This window comes from Chitinophaga sp. H8 (genome assembly GCF_040567655.1).
Lineage (GTDB): Bacteria > Bacteroidota > Bacteroidia > Chitinophagales > Chitinophagaceae > Chitinophaga > Chitinophaga defluvii.
This window is the reverse complement of record NZ_JBEXAC010000003.1, coordinates 51,699-67,133: the sequence shown is the minus strand read 5'-3', so window position 1 is coordinate 67,133 and position 15,435 is coordinate 51,699. Positions and strand designations below refer to the sequence as shown.

At 43.9% G+C, this 15,435-nt stretch carries 13 protein-coding genes; 12 read left to right on the top strand and 1 reads right to left on the bottom strand.

What is annotated here, in order from left to right; all coding sequences use genetic code 11:
• The first annotated feature begins 322 nt into the window (after positions 1–322).
• The 8 genes from ABR189_RS27175 to ABR189_RS27140 all read left to right on the top strand — a co-directional run bounded on the left by ABR189_RS27175 (position 323) and on the right by ABR189_RS27140 (position 10,206).
• Positions 323–3,832 (top strand): SusC/RagA family TonB-linked outer membrane protein, encoded by a 3,510-nt coding sequence (locus tag ABR189_RS27175; RefSeq protein WP_354663667.1) that lies wholly within the window; start codon positions 323–325, stop codon positions 3,830–3,832.
• Positions 3,833–3,853: 21 nt separating this feature from the next.
• Entirely contained in the window at positions 3,854–5,266 is a 1,413-nt protein-coding gene (locus ABR189_RS27170; protein WP_354663666.1) for a RagB/SusD family nutrient uptake outer membrane protein, read from the top strand.
• A 19-nt stretch (positions 5,267–5,285) separates the two neighbouring features.
• Positions 5,286–6,737 (top strand): TlpA family protein disulfide reductase, encoded by a 1,452-nt coding sequence (locus ABR189_RS27165; protein ID WP_354663665.1) that lies wholly within the window; start codon positions 5,286–5,288, stop codon positions 6,735–6,737.
• Positions 6,738–7,022: 285 nt separating this feature from the next.
• The gene (locus ABR189_RS27160) at positions 7,023–7,529 is read left to right on the top strand and encodes a GbsR/MarR family transcriptional regulator (RefSeq protein WP_354663664.1); all 507 of its coding nucleotides are present in this window, start codon (positions 7,023–7,025) and stop codon (positions 7,527–7,529) included.
• Between the two features lie 62 nt (positions 7,530–7,591).
• The gene (locus ABR189_RS27155) at positions 7,592–8,539 is read left to right on the top strand and encodes a TIGR01777 family oxidoreductase (RefSeq protein WP_354663663.1); all 948 of its coding nucleotides are present in this window, start codon (positions 7,592–7,594) and stop codon (positions 8,537–8,539) included.
• 35 nt (positions 8,540–8,574) lie between these two features.
• The gene (locus ABR189_RS27150; RefSeq protein WP_354663662.1) at positions 8,575–8,967 is read left to right on the top strand and encodes a CoA-binding protein; all 393 of its coding nucleotides are present in this window, start codon (positions 8,575–8,577) and stop codon (positions 8,965–8,967) included.
• Positions 8,968–9,172: 205 nt separating this feature from the next.
• Positions 9,173–9,646: a ribonuclease H-like YkuK family protein gene (locus tag ABR189_RS27145; protein ID WP_354663661.1), complete on the top strand. Its 474-nt coding sequence runs from the start codon at positions 9,173–9,175 to the stop codon at positions 9,644–9,646.
• 161 nt (positions 9,647–9,807) lie between these two features.
• Positions 9,808–10,206: a hypothetical protein gene (locus ABR189_RS27140; protein WP_354663660.1), complete on the top strand. Its 399-nt coding sequence runs from the start codon at positions 9,808–9,810 to the stop codon at positions 10,204–10,206.
• A 69-nt stretch (positions 10,207–10,275) separates the two neighbouring features.
• On the opposite strand, the gene yihA is transcribed toward ABR189_RS27140, so the two are convergent.
• Positions 10,276–10,884 (bottom strand): ribosome biogenesis GTP-binding protein YihA/YsxC, encoded by a 609-nt coding sequence (yihA, locus tag ABR189_RS27135; protein ID WP_354663659.1) that lies wholly within the window; start codon positions 10,882–10,884, stop codon positions 10,276–10,278.
• Positions 10,885–11,015: 131 nt separating this feature from the next.
• On the opposite strand from yihA, the gene ubiE reads away from it, so the two are divergent.
• From ubiE to ABR189_RS27115, 4 genes are all read left to right on the top strand, one after another.
• Positions 11,016–11,762: a bifunctional demethylmenaquinone methyltransferase/2-methoxy-6-polyprenyl-1,4-benzoquinol methylase UbiE gene (gene ubiE / locus ABR189_RS27130; protein ID WP_354663658.1), complete on the top strand. Its 747-nt coding sequence runs from the start codon at positions 11,016–11,018 to the stop codon at positions 11,760–11,762.
• The gene (gene porT, locus ABR189_RS27125) at positions 11,735–12,436 is read left to right on the top strand and encodes a type IX secretion/gliding motility protein PorT/SprT (RefSeq protein ID WP_354663657.1); all 702 of its coding nucleotides are present in this window, start codon (positions 11,735–11,737) and stop codon (positions 12,434–12,436) included. Before ubiE ends, porT begins: the two co-directional genes overlap by 28 nt.
• A gap of 94 nt (positions 12,437–12,530) precedes the next feature.
• Positions 12,531–13,874: a dihydroorotase gene (locus ABR189_RS27120; protein WP_354663656.1), complete on the top strand. Its 1,344-nt coding sequence runs from the start codon at positions 12,531–12,533 to the stop codon at positions 13,872–13,874.
• Positions 13,875–14,051: 177 nt separating this feature from the next.
• On the top strand, positions 14,052–15,380 hold the full coding sequence (locus ABR189_RS27115) for a MutS-related protein (protein ID WP_354663654.1): 1,329 nt from the start codon (positions 14,052–14,054) through the stop codon (positions 15,378–15,380).
• Positions 15,381–15,435 lie beyond the last annotated feature (55 nt).

The following is a 15,435-nucleotide window of genomic DNA, read 5'->3' as shown; positions in this document are numbered from 1 at the left end:
CTCTATCTGCATTGCCCGCCGGAATTGTCAACTTATACCAAATAATAATCGGGATTAATAATTTATAAATCAACCATTATATCTGTAAACAATGAAAAGAATACTGTACTAACAAACTGCCGTATGCTCACAAAAAAGCCGGAAGTGGTCGTAACACTCCCGGCAAAGGTTTGAGCTGGTCTTACAAGCGTTTATTTCAGCCACTTATTCAACCAACTAAAACAAAGTTATGGATTTAACTTGTATGAAGTCCTGTTGCCTTTTGGTGACCTCTCCGGCCTCACCGCACAGGCACAAACACTTGATCAAAACACTGCGCATTATGAAGCTCACAGCAGTTATTTTGCTTATGGTATGCCTGCATGTTTCTGCTGCAAGCTACTCACAAAACATTACCTACACCGGCAGCGCTGTTCCGCTGAAAGAGGTGTTTAAAGCCATTAAGCAACAAACAGGATACGTATTCTTTTATACTAAAGAAGTACTGAACAATGCGGCTCCTGCTACCTTGTCTGTAAAAAACAGGCCCCTGAAGGAAGTGATGCAGCAACTTTTTGCCGACCAACCACTCACCTATACCATTGAAGACAAAACTATTTTCATCAATAAACGGACCATTGAAAATACCGCTGGTACAGCTGTTCAGCAAACTGCCATCACGGGTACTGTTACAGACGCAAATGGGAAACCACTGTCCGGCGTATCTGTAATGCTGAAAGGAACTTCCAGGGGTACTGCTACTGACAGTGAGGGCCGGTTTATCTTCAAAAATATCGATGCCGCCAATGCAGTGTTAGTGTTTTCCATGCTCGGATACGAGAAGCTTGAAATTGCGCTGAAAGGCAGGACCGAAATCCAGGTAAGAATGAAACAAAGCACGGCTGCCATTAATACCGTAGAAGTAGTGGGCAACACCGGCTATCAGAAGATCCCCCGCGAACGCGCTACCGGCTCTTTTGATGTGATCACTTCCAAACAACTGGAAAATAAGATTCAGACCAATGTACTGGAACGTATGGAAGGCCTGGTACCAGGACTGATGCTGATCAATGGAAAAGATAATGGCAGCGATGATGGACTGACCATCCGCGGGGTATCTACCTTGTATGGTACCAAACGGCCATTAATTGTAATCGACAATTTTCCTTTTGAAGGTACCATGGATGCCATCAACCCTAACGATGTGGCCAGTATTACCGTACTGAAAGATGCGGCTGCGGCTTCTATCTGGGGGGCACGTGCCGCCAATGGCGTGATTGTTATCACTACTAAAAATGCCCGCAAAGGCAAGATCCAGTTTGCCTATAGCAACAGCTTTCAGTTTGAACCTAAACCAGACCTGGGATATCTTAACCGCCTGAATGCATCAGATGATATCGATATTGACCGGCAACTCATGTTTACCGGCTTTGAATCCAGGGTAAAAAACTCCAATCAGGCGTTCTCTGTTTTTGAAAAATTCTATATGGATTCTGTAGCCGGCAGAATATCACCGGCAGCCTACCGGAACAGTGTGGACTCTCTGAGAAACTTTGATAACGGCAAACAGATCAGGGACCTGCTGATGCAATCTCCGCTGACGCAAAACCATAGCCTGAGCTTTATGGGTGGCAATGACAACAACCAGTATTATGGTTCTGTGAGATACACCGGCTCCAGAGGATACTCGCTAAAAGAAGATAATAAAAACTATAGCTTCCTGCTTAAAGGGTTCTTTAATGTAACGAAAAAGTTATCCTTTAATGTAAGCACTAATATGACGTTTGGTAATAGCACTGCTGCGGTGCTTTCACCTACAGATATCTACCGGCTGAAACCCTATCAGCTGTTGGCCGGAGCTAACGGACAACCCCTGGTACTAAACCGGAATTCTGATCCTGCTAACCAGAACAACTCCAATGATTTTTCCATTGCTCAAAGATTGGGCTGGGGACTGGACGATGAATCTTTCTATCCTTTAAAAGAAATAGACCGGCAGGAAAACACCAATAAAAGTATTTATAACCGCCTGCAGGCCGAAATAAAGTATGCGATCACGCCTGGTATTGATTTTAATGTCAGCTATCAGCTTGAAAACGGCTATACCTACAACAAAATATATACACATCCCGACCAGGCACAACTGGTAAAGGAAATCAATGATTATATCGTACCGGAACGCAATGGTAATGTAATTGTAACTAACGCAGATGGTACGCTGAAAAATCCCACTTTCAACATCCCCAAGGGAGGCAAACTATCAGAAGAAAGAACTGATTTCACAGCCTATACACTAAGAGCCTTATTTAATGTCAATAAAACCATTGCCAATGATCATGAAATTGCTGCGGTAATAGGTGCAGAAAGCAGGCAAACCAAAAGCAACGGCAACAGTGTCGTGAAATATGGTTATGATGATAACTCCCTGCAATATGTAGACCTCGATGTACAACGGTTGAAAAATATCCGTGGCACCCTGCTGAATATACAGAATGGATTTAATGGTATTACAGACCAGTTCAAATTCAGCGAAAACAGGTTTGTTTCTGCATTTGCCAATGCGGCCTATACGTACCGTAAAAAATATGTATTGAGTGGAAGCGTAAGAATGGATGCTACCAATCTTTTTGGTACAGACCCTAAATATCTGTACCGGCCGATGTGGTCATCAGGTGCCAGCTGGATCCTCTCTAATGAAAACTTCCTGAAAGGAGCCGCTTTTGTAGATTACCTGCAGTTAAGAGCTACCTATGGAATCAACGGGAACATCCCCAAAAACAGTGGTCCGTTTATGATCGCAGAATCAGGTACCAACTATTTTAACAACCTGCCTACCAACACGATTATCACACCTGCCAATAATCAGCTGAGATGGGAACGTACCGCTATTACCAACCTGGGTATTGACTACAACCTGTTTAACTATCGGCTGTCCGGTAAAGCAGATTATTATGTAAGAAAGAGTGCTGACCTGCTGGGCGACTATGAAATCAACCCTACCCTAGGATTTACTTCTGCACAGGTAAATACAGCCAGTATGACAAACAGAGGCTGGGAATTTCAGCTCACCTCCAAAAACATCGTGAACCGAAACTTTGAATGGAATACCACCGTGTCTTATGCACTCAATAGAAATAAGATCACCAAGGTGGCTATTTCCAGCGACTATAGTACTCCACTCCGGCTGGCAAGTGGTTCTCCCTATATTGTAGGACAACCTTATGGTGGTATGTATAGCTTCCGCTTCGGTGGTCTCTCTCATGATGACGGACAGATACAATTGCTGGATGCTTCCGGAAAAATTGTGGAAGACAACTACTATTACGATATGGACATGGTGTATTTTACCGGAAATACCAGACCGGTAACTACTGCGGCGATCTCAAACAGTTTCCTCTACAAAGGATTTGACCTCAGCTTTATGTTTGTATACTATGGCGGACATTATCAGCGCCAAAGTATGCCAAGAGCATTATCAGGTGTAAGTGCTTTCGACAACAGGCTGAAAGATGCCTGGAAAAAACCTGGTGATGAACAATTTACCCATATTCCTAATGTGCTGCTCAACAGCAATAACAGCTATTACGCCACCATTTACTATGGCCCTTATCTGGATGTAAACGTGTTTGATGCCTCTTACCTGAAATTAAGGGATGTGTCTTTAAGATATACTTTTTCACAGCAGGCATTGCGGCAACTGGGCTTTGTACGTGGCTTACAGCTTACCGCCAACGCCAGGAATATTCTCACCATTACCAAAAATAAAGAAGGTATAGATCCTGAAGCATTTGACCGCACCCGCACCATGCCGGTAATGCCCACTTTTGCATTTGGTATCAACCTTGATTTTTAAACCATTTTATTCCTGCATAACATGAAAAAAACATTCTTTATTACCACAGTCCTGGCGGGGATAATCTGTTTTACTTCCTGCAAAAAATACCTGGATCTCAAACCTAAAGGTTATGTGATCCCACAAACAACAGAAGACTTTGACCGTATCCTCAATAATCCTACCATGGCCAGGAATATTGCCAATCACCTGGACATGCTGACAGATGACTATTTTGTTAAAGGATCCGGGAAAGCTGCCATGGAACAGGATAACAGTAGTGAAAGCCGGATCTACCTGTGGAAAGCGGAGATCTATACCACACCGGATGACATGAAATATAATGCTTTCTGGAACCTGCTGTACAACAATGCTTATCAGTATAATGCCATCATCAATGGTATAAAAACAGCTACCGGGGGCACTCCTGCCAAGAAGAAAGTCATCATGGCTAAAGCAAAGCTGGGCCGGGCATTGACTTTCTGGTACCTGGTCAACCTCTATACACAGCCATATCAAACACAAACAGCGGCTACAGACCCGGGAGTACCTCTGATCACTTCCAATGACATTGCAGCACCACTTCCAGGAAGAGGTACAGTAAAAGAAACGTATGATTTCATACTAAAAGACCTGCAGGAAGCCATTCCGGACCTGCCTGTTTCTGTACAGGATCCCTACCAGCTTTCCAAGGCTGCCGGATACAGTGCACTGGCCAGAACCTATCTGATGATGGGGGATTATGCAAATGCCGGCAAGGCCGCCAACGATGCATTGTCTTTCAATAACAACCTGATAGATTATAATACGGAATATGAAGAAACAGACGGGCAGGTATTCCCGAAAGAAGATGGGAAATATGCTGACATGCTGAAGGATCCGGAAAACATCTTCGTGCAGCACTACTCCTATACCAGGGGAATGGCCTATCAATATGTAAGCAAAGAAGCGGTTAACCTGTTTGACGCAGCGGATCTCCGGCATATTTATCTGACCCTCGAAATAGAAACAGATCCTGTCACAAACAAACCTGACAGCAACTATCTTTTTATGGGCGCCATGAGCTTTAATTATAATATCAGCTTTACCAGCCCGGAAATGTTGCTGATCCGTGCAGAATGTAATGCACGCCAGGGAAAAGTAGCAGATGCCATGGATGATATCAACCGGTTACGGCAGCACAGGATTAAAACCACTGCCTACAAAACTTTAACAGCAGCAGATAAAAAAGCAGCCACCAGGCTGGTATTGGAAGAGAGAAGACGGGAACTCTTATTCAGAGGCAGCAGATGGTTTGACATGAGAAGACTGAACAGTGATCCTGATTTTGGCTTTACTGCCAGACATTATTTCCAGGATGGAACCAGTATAGCCCTGGCACCTGGCAGCAAGCGCTACACCTTGTTTTTACCAATATCTGCACTTACCGCCAACATTGTTCAAAACCCTGAGTAATACGCAAAAAAAAACGACTATGTATATACGTAATTTAGTTTCAGCCATCTGCCTGCTACTGATCTCAGCGATCAGCGTAGGCCAGCAGATTACCATAGATGGGAAATTCACCAACTCTCCCGATCCTGTAATAGTAGCTACCATGCCCATAAATGGTAACCAGTTCTCCGGTGCTAAAGTAGATATCCCCCTGGATACCCTTACCGGCGATTTCAAGCTGTCCTACAAGATCAGCAAACCGGGATTTGTAACGCTGACAAACAACTGGCAACAGGTTCGCTTATATGTACAACCTGGAAAATCTTATCACCTCCAGGCCAACATGCAGGATTTCAGTACCCTGCAAATCACGGGCGCTGAACAGGAAGGGCAGGTACTGCTGCAACAGCTGGGGCTATCTGAGGATACCAGAACGGATGCTGCCCGCCTGGATAGTGTAAAAACAGTAACCGCCCGTATTCATACCGCCGATGCCATCGCGCAGGAGAAAAAGGCAGCGATGGAAAAATTGAAAGTTGCCGGAAAAATAAGCACCGGTTTTTACAATGCTGTAAATGATGCGATTGATCTATATCGGGTCAATCTGCTGTCTACCAATTTCTTCTTTGAGTTCAGACAAAGAGAAGAAACCCCGGCGGCAGTGAAAGAGTTTATGCAAACGTATCTGCCTGAATGGAAAAAACTGTATGCTAATTTCAACACCAACCACAACTGGTTGCATGCTGCAGGTTATTCCTCCCTGTTGGGCAGATATGCATCTTTCCAAAATATTGCCGACAGCGGCCGGCTGATCTTTGCCCGCGGTAATTATGCATTGAACGGTATTAACCAGTTCCGCAAATCACTGAAAGGCTCCATGCTGGAATATGCCTGGGCAGAATATATGGTAATGGGCATCGGGCAACAACTTTTTGAACCGGAATGGATAGATAATTTCGCGGCATTCAGGAAGGCCTTCCCCGCAAGCGCACTGACCAGTAAACTGCAACCTTATATTACCAAAGTAGTAGCTTACCAGGAAGCTGCCAGGAAAAAAGATCCTGCCATTCAGCTATTACCCGGATATGAATCCATGCAATCATTATCCGAAGTATTTGCTGCACTGAAAGGCCAGGTAACTTATATAGATCTCTGGGCCACCTGGTGTGTGCCCTGCCGTGCAGAACTACAGTACTCCATCAAGTTGCATGATACCCTGAAAACACTGGGTGTACAAACGGTATATATCTCTATTGATGTTGAAAACGCAGATAAAAAATGGCGGGAAATGATCCAGCAATTGCCGCTGAAAGGAATTAACCTGCGTACCAGCAATGAACTTCATAAAGATGTAAGTAAGGTTATCCCTAAGTTCACGGGGATCCCCCGCTACCTGATCCTGGATAAAGCAGGAAATGTAGTAGAATGGGATGCGAAAAGGCCCAGCGATAACCTGGACCTGATCAGGCAACTAAAAACCTACTTAAATTAAATTGTTACTCCAGTAAAAAAAGTGGCTGTCTCGATATACTGAGGCGGCCATTTTTGTTTAGAGGTGTTAGCTGGTAGCTCATGGTTAACCGCTTAATACCATTCACTGCATTTTTGCTCGGGGCTCGTGGCGCTTCTCCGCTGCATTAAGCTCGAAGCTCGTAGCTTAATGCTCTTCTCTCCTGCCCCGCACTAACTATCCTTATCTTTCAAATTATTTTGAAAGTTCAAAAACTTGGTATACTTTTGACATCAGAACCACGTACCTGCAACAAACTATATGCATATGAAACTGGCAGAAGCTAAAGCACAATTTATTCAAACCTGGGGCTCCCTGGGAGCACAATGGGGCATAAACCGCACCATGGCTCAGATACATGCGTTGCTGCTGATCAGCCCTGATCCATTGAGTGCAGATGACATTATGGAGGAGCTGAATATTTCCAGAGGTAATACCAACATGAATGTAAGGGACCTCATCAACTGGGGATTGGTAGAAAAAGTGCTTATTCCCGGTGAAAGAAGGGAATTCTTCAGCGCCGAAAAAGATATCTGGAAAGTGTCTACCCTGATTGCCCGTGAAAGGAAAAAAAGGGAGCTCGATCCTATTATAAAAGTGCTGAATCAATTGCAGGAAGTAGAAGGAGAACAAAAGGACAAACATGTAAAAGCATTCCGGGAATCGGTTCAGAATATCAACAAGTTTGCCCACCAAACAGACAAGACCATCACTGCTTTCATAAAATCCGAAGAACACTGGTTTTCCAATGCTTTATTAAAACTCTTTAAATAAAAAAATTTATCTACATCTTTCAATAATTACTGAAAGTTTAGAAACATAAATACGATAAGTATATGAAAAATAAAAAAATAGTCATCGCAGGTGGTACCGGCTTTATTGGCAATAGTTTGATTGAATACTTTGGCAGGGATAATAATATTGTGATCCTGAGCCGGCAGAAACGCCCCGCATCCGGTAGCATTACTTATGTACCCTGGGATGGGAAATCCTTACAGGGATGGGAACAGGCATTGGAAAATGCAGACCTCCTGGTTAACCTCACCGGCAAAAGCGTTAATTGCCGCTATACCGCCCGGAACAAACAGGAGATTTTTGATAGCAGAACCAATGCCACCAAAGTGCTGGGAGAGGCGATCCGTACCCTTACTCATCCACCCAAAGTATGGATCAACGCAGCTTCTGCCACAATTTACCGGCATGCGGAAGACCGCCCTATGGATGAATTTACAGGCGAAACAGCAAATGACTTTTCTGTGCAGGTATGCAAATTATGGGAAAAGACCTTCAATGATATCCAGCTACCGGCTACCCGCAAGATCGTATTACGTATAGCCGTTACACTGGGATGGCAACCGGGGGGCGTCATGCATCCCTACCTCAACCTGGTAAAATTTGGATTAGGCGGACATCAGGGCAATGGCCGTCAGATGTTTAGCTGGGTGCACGTTACCGATGTATGTAGGATGATAGCCTGGTTATTTGAACAACCCACCCTGGAGGGTACGTTCAATTGCAGTGCTCCCCACCCCGTTCCCAACAAAGTATTTATGCAAACACTCCGGAAAGTAAGTGGCCATAAGATAGGCATTCCTGCACCAGCGCCGCTACTGGCAGCAGGTGCGGCCATCATTGGTACAGAAACCGAGTTGCTGCTAAAAAGCCGCTGGGTATTACCTACCCGTATCACCCAGGCAGGGTTTATTTTTGAGTATGGGCACCTGGCAGATGCTTTTAAAGATATCCTGGCACATCTCCCCCGCAAACAATATCATTTGTGGTAAGGTATTTGCTCCAATACATTAATTTTAGATGAATAATGGAAAAGATGAGCCAGACCTCCAATGAACAAAAGAAACTGACCGTAGTATTAGGGGCTTCTCCCAACCCGGAGCGTTATAGCTACCTGGCTGCTACCCGCCTGAAAGCACACGGACACCCTGTAGTGGCCATCGGCAAGCGGGAGGCACAAATAATGGATATCCCTGTTATTAAGGAACACCCCGCACTGGAAAATGTAGACACCGTTACCTTATACATGAACCCGGTATTACAACGGGAGTACTATGACTACATTCTTCAACTGCATCCCAGGCGCATTATCTTTAACCCAGGTACGGAAAATGAGGAATTGGCACAAATGGCAAAAGCTAAAGGCATCCAGACCCAGGAAGCCTGTACCCTCGTACTATTGAGTACAGGACAATACTAATAACAACCAGGTTACTGCTTTTACTCCAGCTATCCGTATAAATCAATTATAGCCTGTAAATTACAAACCGTTTTTTTCGTATATTCGGTTAATATTCAATACATCCCCGGCAGACTGGCTTCATTCAGCGACAGGCATTCGTATACAGAAACAGGCATTGGTATCACGCCACCACATCGCATATTCACTTTTAACTACTATATATATGCAATGGAGAAGATTCAATGGAGAACCCATTCATGTACCTGTTAAAGACGAGGTACGGCAGGCCATTATCCGGGAAACCGGCAGGGGCTATCATCTGAAAGTGTGCATAGGCACAGATTCCCAGGTAAAAGGATTAGAAACTGAATTTGCTACAGTGATTGTTTTCCTCCGGGAAGGCCACGGCGGCTTCATGTTCATCCACAACGAAAAAACCAGGGACTGCTATTCCATTAAAGAACGTATGCTCGTGGAGGTAGCCAAGAGTATTGAGATTGCGTATGAACTGTGCGACCTGTTTACAGAATATGATGTAGACATGGAGGTACATGCAGACATTAATACCAATCCTCAGTTCAAAAGCAACCTGGCACTGCGGGAAGCAATGGGATACATTCTGGGTATGGGCTTTGCATTCAAAGCTAAACCGGAAGCCTTTGCCAGCAGTAGTTGTGCCAATAAAATGGTCAACTAAAACAGGCCCTTTTATCAGATTAACCCCTTGTTATTGATGTGGTCCCCTCACATCAGGTGATTTCTTCCCCCTAACTTTTCCCATCTGCTGCTCTTGCTAATGTTTTCATGTAACATTTCAACAGGCTATTACGCTTAACAAGCACATTAAAACCTCGTTACATGAAAAACATGCTTTCCTTATTCCTGGTAGCTACTGCTTTAACAACAGTAAGCTGCAAAAAAGACAAAAATGCGCCCAAAAAAGAGGCAAACCCGGAGGGTACCTGGCAGCAGGTAGGAACAACCGGTGGCATGATAGCCAATCCTGCTATCCACCTTGATAAAACCTATAGGATTTCCCTTCAGTCTTCTAGCTACAAATTATTTAAAAAAGATGCAGAGATTGCCAGTGGTACTTACAGCACAGAAAAGCGTACCCAACAACCGGGCAATAAGGAAGTGGTTGCCATCACATTAAAAGACATACCGCTGGAGTTTCAGCCAGGATTGCTCCGCGATGATACGTTGTTCTTAGGAAGTGGCATCAATGACGGCCCCACCTACATCTTTCTTAAATAACAGCATATACTACTTTTGCAAAAGAATAGCAGGTGGCCTGTTATCCCATAAGCCCCTATATGCAGGTACTTATGCAATAGCCCTGAACTGGGCATTCATTTCATCAATAAATTCAAGTATTGCATCACGTCCGGTTTTCTTTACCGTGGAGGTAATAAAACTTGCGGGCAGGAATTGCCATGTCTCGCGCATTTTATTCAGGAATGCCTTTACATTACGGCTGGTTTCTGCCTGCGAGTTTTTATCTGCTTTGGTAAATACCAGGCTAAAGGGAATATTCCATTGTCCCAGCTGGCTGATAAAGTCCAGGTCCAGCTTTTGTGGCGTATGCCTGCTGTCTATCAACACAAACACATGCATCAGATTTTCACGTTTGCGCAAATAGTTTTCAATCATCTGCTCCCATTTTTTCCGCTGGGAATGACTCACTTTGGCAAATCCATATCCTGGTAAATCCACCAGGTACCAGGCCTTATTAATAACAAAATGGTTGATCAGCTGGGTTTTACCCGGTGTACCGGAAGTCTTCGCCAGTTTTTCATTATTGGCCAACACATTGATCAGGGAGGATTTCCCCACATTGGACCGGCCTATAAAAGCAAATTCCGGCATATTAGGTACAGGGCATTTTTCCCATTCCGGGCTGCTGATAAGATATTCTGCTGACTTGATAATCATAATTTTACTTTTTTCCCTCCTCCCACGGCCTTTACTCCACGGAAATAATACCTGTTGTTTAAGTAACTTTCCGCTGCTGCATGCTAATTTCTCATCGGTAATTCCCTATTAAGTAATTAACTTTGCGGGCTATGTCAGAAAATGTAAATGCTCAGAAGATAGTTCCCTTTGCGGAGTCAAAATTAAGCAAGAAGGAGCAGATAGCCTCCATGTTTGATGATATTGCTTTCCGTTATGACTTTCTTAACCACTTCATGTCGCTGGGAATAGACGTGATCTGGCGTAAAAAAGCACTGGGATACCTGAAGCAGCATCGCCCAAAACTGATGCTGGACATAGCTACCGGCACCGGCGACTTTGCTATTATGGCCAATAAAAGACTGCAACCTGAAAAAATCATCGGTATAGATATTTCTGAAGGCATGCTGGAAGTAGGCCGCCAAAAGATTGCCAAACAAGGGCTGACAGACAAAATAACCTTACAGCTGGGCGATAGCGAAACAATAAGTTTTCCCGATCAAACGTTTGATGCCATAACTGTGGCTTTTGGAGTACGTAACTTCGAAAACCTGGAAAAGGGACTGGCAGAAATGAGGCGGGTATTAAAACCCGGTGCTAAACTCGTGATCCTGGAGTTTTCTAATCCAACAGTTTTTCCCATTAAACAATTATATAACTTGTATTTTCGTTATATTACACCCCTTCTGGGAAAATGGGTGGCCAAAAGCAAAGCGGCATACAGTTATCTGCCGGAGTCTGTGAAGGCTTTTCCACAAGGGGAAGTAATGTGTAATATTTTAACCAATACTGGGTTCCAGGCAGTTACATGCAAAAAACTAACATTCGGCATATGCTCCATTTATTGCGCTACCCGCTGATCTGCCTCCTGTTGTGGCAATCAGTGCCGGCTATGGCGCAAACTTATCTGAATATGGAAGAACATGATGCCAAACCCTATTACTTTGGTATTACACTGGCTGCCAATCAGTCCTATTTTAAAATGTATCATTCCACTGCCTTTCTGGCCGATGACTCCATTATGGTGGCGGAACCCCTCAAAACCATGGGCTTTAATCTGGGCCTCCTGGCGAATGCCAGATTGAATAGCCGGTTTGATCTCCGGTTTAATCCACAGCTCATCTTTGCCTCTAAAAACCTGTATTACCGGGAAACCTATCCCAAACCACAGGACACCGATAAAAAGATCGAATCCATTTTACTGAGCTTTCCCCTGCAAATCAAATTTAAATCAGACCGTATCGGCAATATGCGCGTATACACCATCGCAGGATTAAAATTTGATTATGACCTGGCCTCCAATGCAAGGGCCCGGCGGGCAGAAGACCTCGTAAAGATCAGTAAAACAGATTATGGCTATGAAGTAGGAGCCGGTTTTGAGTTCTATTTCCCCAGCTTTATCTTCTCTCCCGAAATCAAGATCAGTAACGGCCTGGGCAACGTACATGTAAAGGATAAACACCTGCGCTATTCCAACGTGATTGATCAGATGCATTCCCGCATGATCGTATTTTCTATTCATCTGGAAGGCTAAGTTCACAGGCAGTTTTTCTCCTGATTTAGCCTGGGCTAAATCAGATCAATCCTGCACACAAACGGCCAATTACAAACTTTGCTATCTTTGCGGCATGCAAAACTATCTGATCAGGAATATTGCTGTCGTAAATGAAGGCAGCACTACGGTACAAGACGTATGGATTAAAGGTAACCGGATTGAAAAAATAGCCCCGCAGATTGAAGCTACCGGTAATTTCACCGAGATAAACGGAGAAGGCAAACACTTACTGCCGGGTGCAATTGATGACCAGGTGCATTTCCGGGAACCAGGACTTACCAACAAAGCTACTATCTATACGGAGGCCCGCGCTGCGGTAGCTGGTGGTGTAACCAGCTTTATGGAAATGCCTAATACCAAACCTGCTGCCCTTACCCAGGAACTACTGGAAGCAAAATACCAGATCGGTGCAGCACATTCTCTGGCTAACTATTCCTTCTTTATGGGAGTAGCCAATGATAATGTGGAAGAAGTGCTGAAAACCAACGATAAAAAAGAAACCGTTTGCGGGGTCAAAATATTCATGGGATCTTCTACCGGCAATATGCTGGTGGATAACTACCTCACCCTGGAAAAAATATTCACAGAAACAGAACTGCTGATTGCTACCCATTGCGAAGATGAAAATATCATCCGCCGCAACATGGAAAAATTCATCCAGGAAAAAGGCGATCAACTCACCGCTGCTGATCATCCGCTGATCCGCAATGAAGAAGGCTGCTTCGAATCCTCTCTGGTAGCTATCCAGTTTGCTAAAAAATATAATTCCCGCTTACATATCCTGCATATCTCTACCGAGAATGAATTGCAGCTGTTCAGCAATATGCTGCCCCTGGCAGAAAAACGTATTACAGCAGAAGTATGCGTGCACCACCTGCATTTCACTGCCGATGACTATGCACGCTATGGCAACCTGATCAAATGTAACCCTGCCATTAAAGCGCCCCATCATAAACATGCGCTATGGCAGGCTTTGCTGGATGATCGCCTGGATATTATTGCTACGGATCATGCTCCCCATACCTGGGAAGAAAAAGCGCAGCCTTATTTACAGGCCCCCTCCGGTGTGCCCCTGGTGCAACATAGCCTGCTGCTGATGCTGGAATATGTGAACAAAAACAACATTACTATTGAAAAGGTAGTGGAAAAAATGTGCCATGCTCCCGCTATCTGTTTCCAGATAAAAGAAAGAGGCTATCTCCGGGAAGGGTATTTTGCAGATTGTGTAATAGTGGATCTGCAACAGGCTACTACCGTTACCAAAGAAAACATTTATTATAAATGCAACTGGAGTCCGTTTGAAGAACATACTTTCCCGGCGGCCATTACCCATACTTTTGTTAATGGACACCTGGCCTACGAAAATGGACAGTTTAACGAAAGTGTTAAAGGTCAAAGACTACTGTTTGCCAGATAGTTGCAGGCTATAATATAGTCGGCCCCTCATATTATCATCGTTTTATTATTTTATACAATGGACCACAGAATATAATGATATCCTGTGGTCCATTTTCTTTATGGAATTTTCTCATCCCTGCATCTATCCAATAGTATTTTTTTATAGCAAAACGTATATTCACTAAAAATATCCTGCATGCAACTGGACAAAACCTCCTACTATGACCTGTCAATTTTTAACCGGGATGAAGAATTTTCGCTGTTTCACCGGCTGGATTTTACAACTACCACAGGTGGAAGGGATTATTTACGCAAGCTGTTCAGCACCCCGTTGCAGGATATCACCGCAATAGAAAACCGCCAGCGGGCATTGCAATACATCCTGGAACAGGAAGATAAATGGCCCTCTATTATTTCCAACGGCACCATTGTAGTAGTGGAAAACTATATGGAGGCCCAGATAGAACCGGTTTCCAGTACAGAAGGCTTATCATTGACGATCAGTACCCTGCTGTATAAGACGATGTATGCACCGGATAATGGCTTTATAAAATTTTCCTTTGCACAACTGGTCAACCTGGTGAAAGGATTCCGCGCCTTTGTTGAAACTTTTAATTCAGATAAAACGCCCAAAGAACTGAAATACCTGCTGGATCGTGCAGCTCACCTGTTACACCTGCGCGACTTTAGTGAAATCCTGGAGGCGGATGATAGCGGCAAAATTTCCAACCGGGAAATTCTGCGTTACGATCATCATATCCGTAAAAAACATAAGAAGCTGGTATGGGAACTGCTGGACCTGTATAAAAAACTGGATGCTTATTATGCTATGGCCAAAGCCATCAAACATTATAATTTAAAGTTCCCCACTTTTGAAAATAAACCACAACCATTTATTGCTGCACAACAGTTGTATCACCTGATTATTCCGCAACCGGTAGCATATGATATTACACTGGATCAGCAATCTCATTTCCTGTTTCTTACCGGCGCCAATATGGCGGGCAAAACTACCTTCATTAAAGCCATTGGAGTGGCTGTTTTCCTGGCTCATATAGGCATGGGCGTACCTGCACAACAAATGCAGCTGAGCTTCTTCCATGGTATATTCAGCAACATACAGGTACAGGATAATATTTTTAAGGGAGAAAGTTATTTTTTCAGTGAAGTACAGCGTATTAAAAACACCATCATTCAGATCAACAATGGCAAAAACTGGCTGGTACTGATAGATGAAATGTTTAAAGGCACCAATGTGGAAGATGCCAGGAACTGTTCTCTGGCTGTTATTCGCGGCCTTTTACGCAGTACCAATTGTTTATTTATCCTCTCTACCCATTTATATGAGATAGCAGATGAACTGCAAAAGGAGTCCAAAATCCTCTTTAAATATTTCGAATCTCAAGTGATTGATGATGACCTGCAATTTACCTATCAGCTGAAAGATGGTATTGCAAAAGAAAAAATAGGGTACCTCATTTTAAAACGGGAAAAGGTGCTCGATCTGTTGCAGGAAATTAAATAACCATCAGACCTGTGACCTTCCGGTAAACAGGCATTCATTTTCATGAACAGGGACA

Excerpts from the sequence above, each read along its gene's own strand:
- ABR189_RS27160 (WP_354663664.1), top strand. The coding sequence starts at position 7,023 with ATGAAACTGGCAGAAGCTAAAGCACAATTTATTCAAACCTGGGGCTCC.
- yihA (WP_354663659.1), bottom strand. The coding sequence starts at position 10,884 with ATGATTATCAAGTCAGCAGAATATCTTATCAGCAGCCCGGAATGGGAA.
- ABR189_RS27170 (WP_354663666.1), top strand. The coding sequence starts at position 3,854 with ATGAAAAAAACATTCTTTATTACCACAGTCCTGGCGGGGATAATCTGT.
- ABR189_RS27120 (WP_354663656.1), top strand. The coding sequence starts at position 12,531 with ATGCAAAACTATCTGATCAGGAATATTGCTGTCGTAAATGAAGGCAGC.
- ABR189_RS27115 (WP_354663654.1), top strand. The coding sequence starts at position 14,052 with ATGCAACTGGACAAAACCTCCTACTATGACCTGTCAATTTTTAACCGG.
- ABR189_RS27140 (WP_354663660.1), top strand. The coding sequence starts at position 9,808 with ATGAAAAACATGCTTTCCTTATTCCTGGTAGCTACTGCTTTAACAACA.
- ABR189_RS27155 (WP_354663663.1), top strand. The coding sequence starts at position 7,592 with ATGAAAAATAAAAAAATAGTCATCGCAGGTGGTACCGGCTTTATTGGC.
- ABR189_RS27175 (WP_354663667.1), top strand. The coding sequence starts at position 323 with ATGAAGCTCACAGCAGTTATTTTGCTTATGGTATGCCTGCATGTTTCT.
- ubiE (WP_354663658.1), top strand. The coding sequence starts at position 11,016 with ATGTCAGAAAATGTAAATGCTCAGAAGATAGTTCCCTTTGCGGAGTCA.
- porT (WP_354663657.1), top strand. The coding sequence starts at position 11,735 with ATGCTCCATTTATTGCGCTACCCGCTGATCTGCCTCCTGTTGTGGCAA.
- ABR189_RS27145 (WP_354663661.1), top strand. The coding sequence starts at position 9,173 with ATGCAATGGAGAAGATTCAATGGAGAACCCATTCATGTACCTGTTAAA.
- ABR189_RS27150 (WP_354663662.1), top strand. The coding sequence starts at position 8,575 with ATGGAAAAGATGAGCCAGACCTCCAATGAACAAAAGAAACTGACCGTA.
- ABR189_RS27165 (WP_354663665.1), top strand. The coding sequence starts at position 5,286 with ATGTATATACGTAATTTAGTTTCAGCCATCTGCCTGCTACTGATCTCA.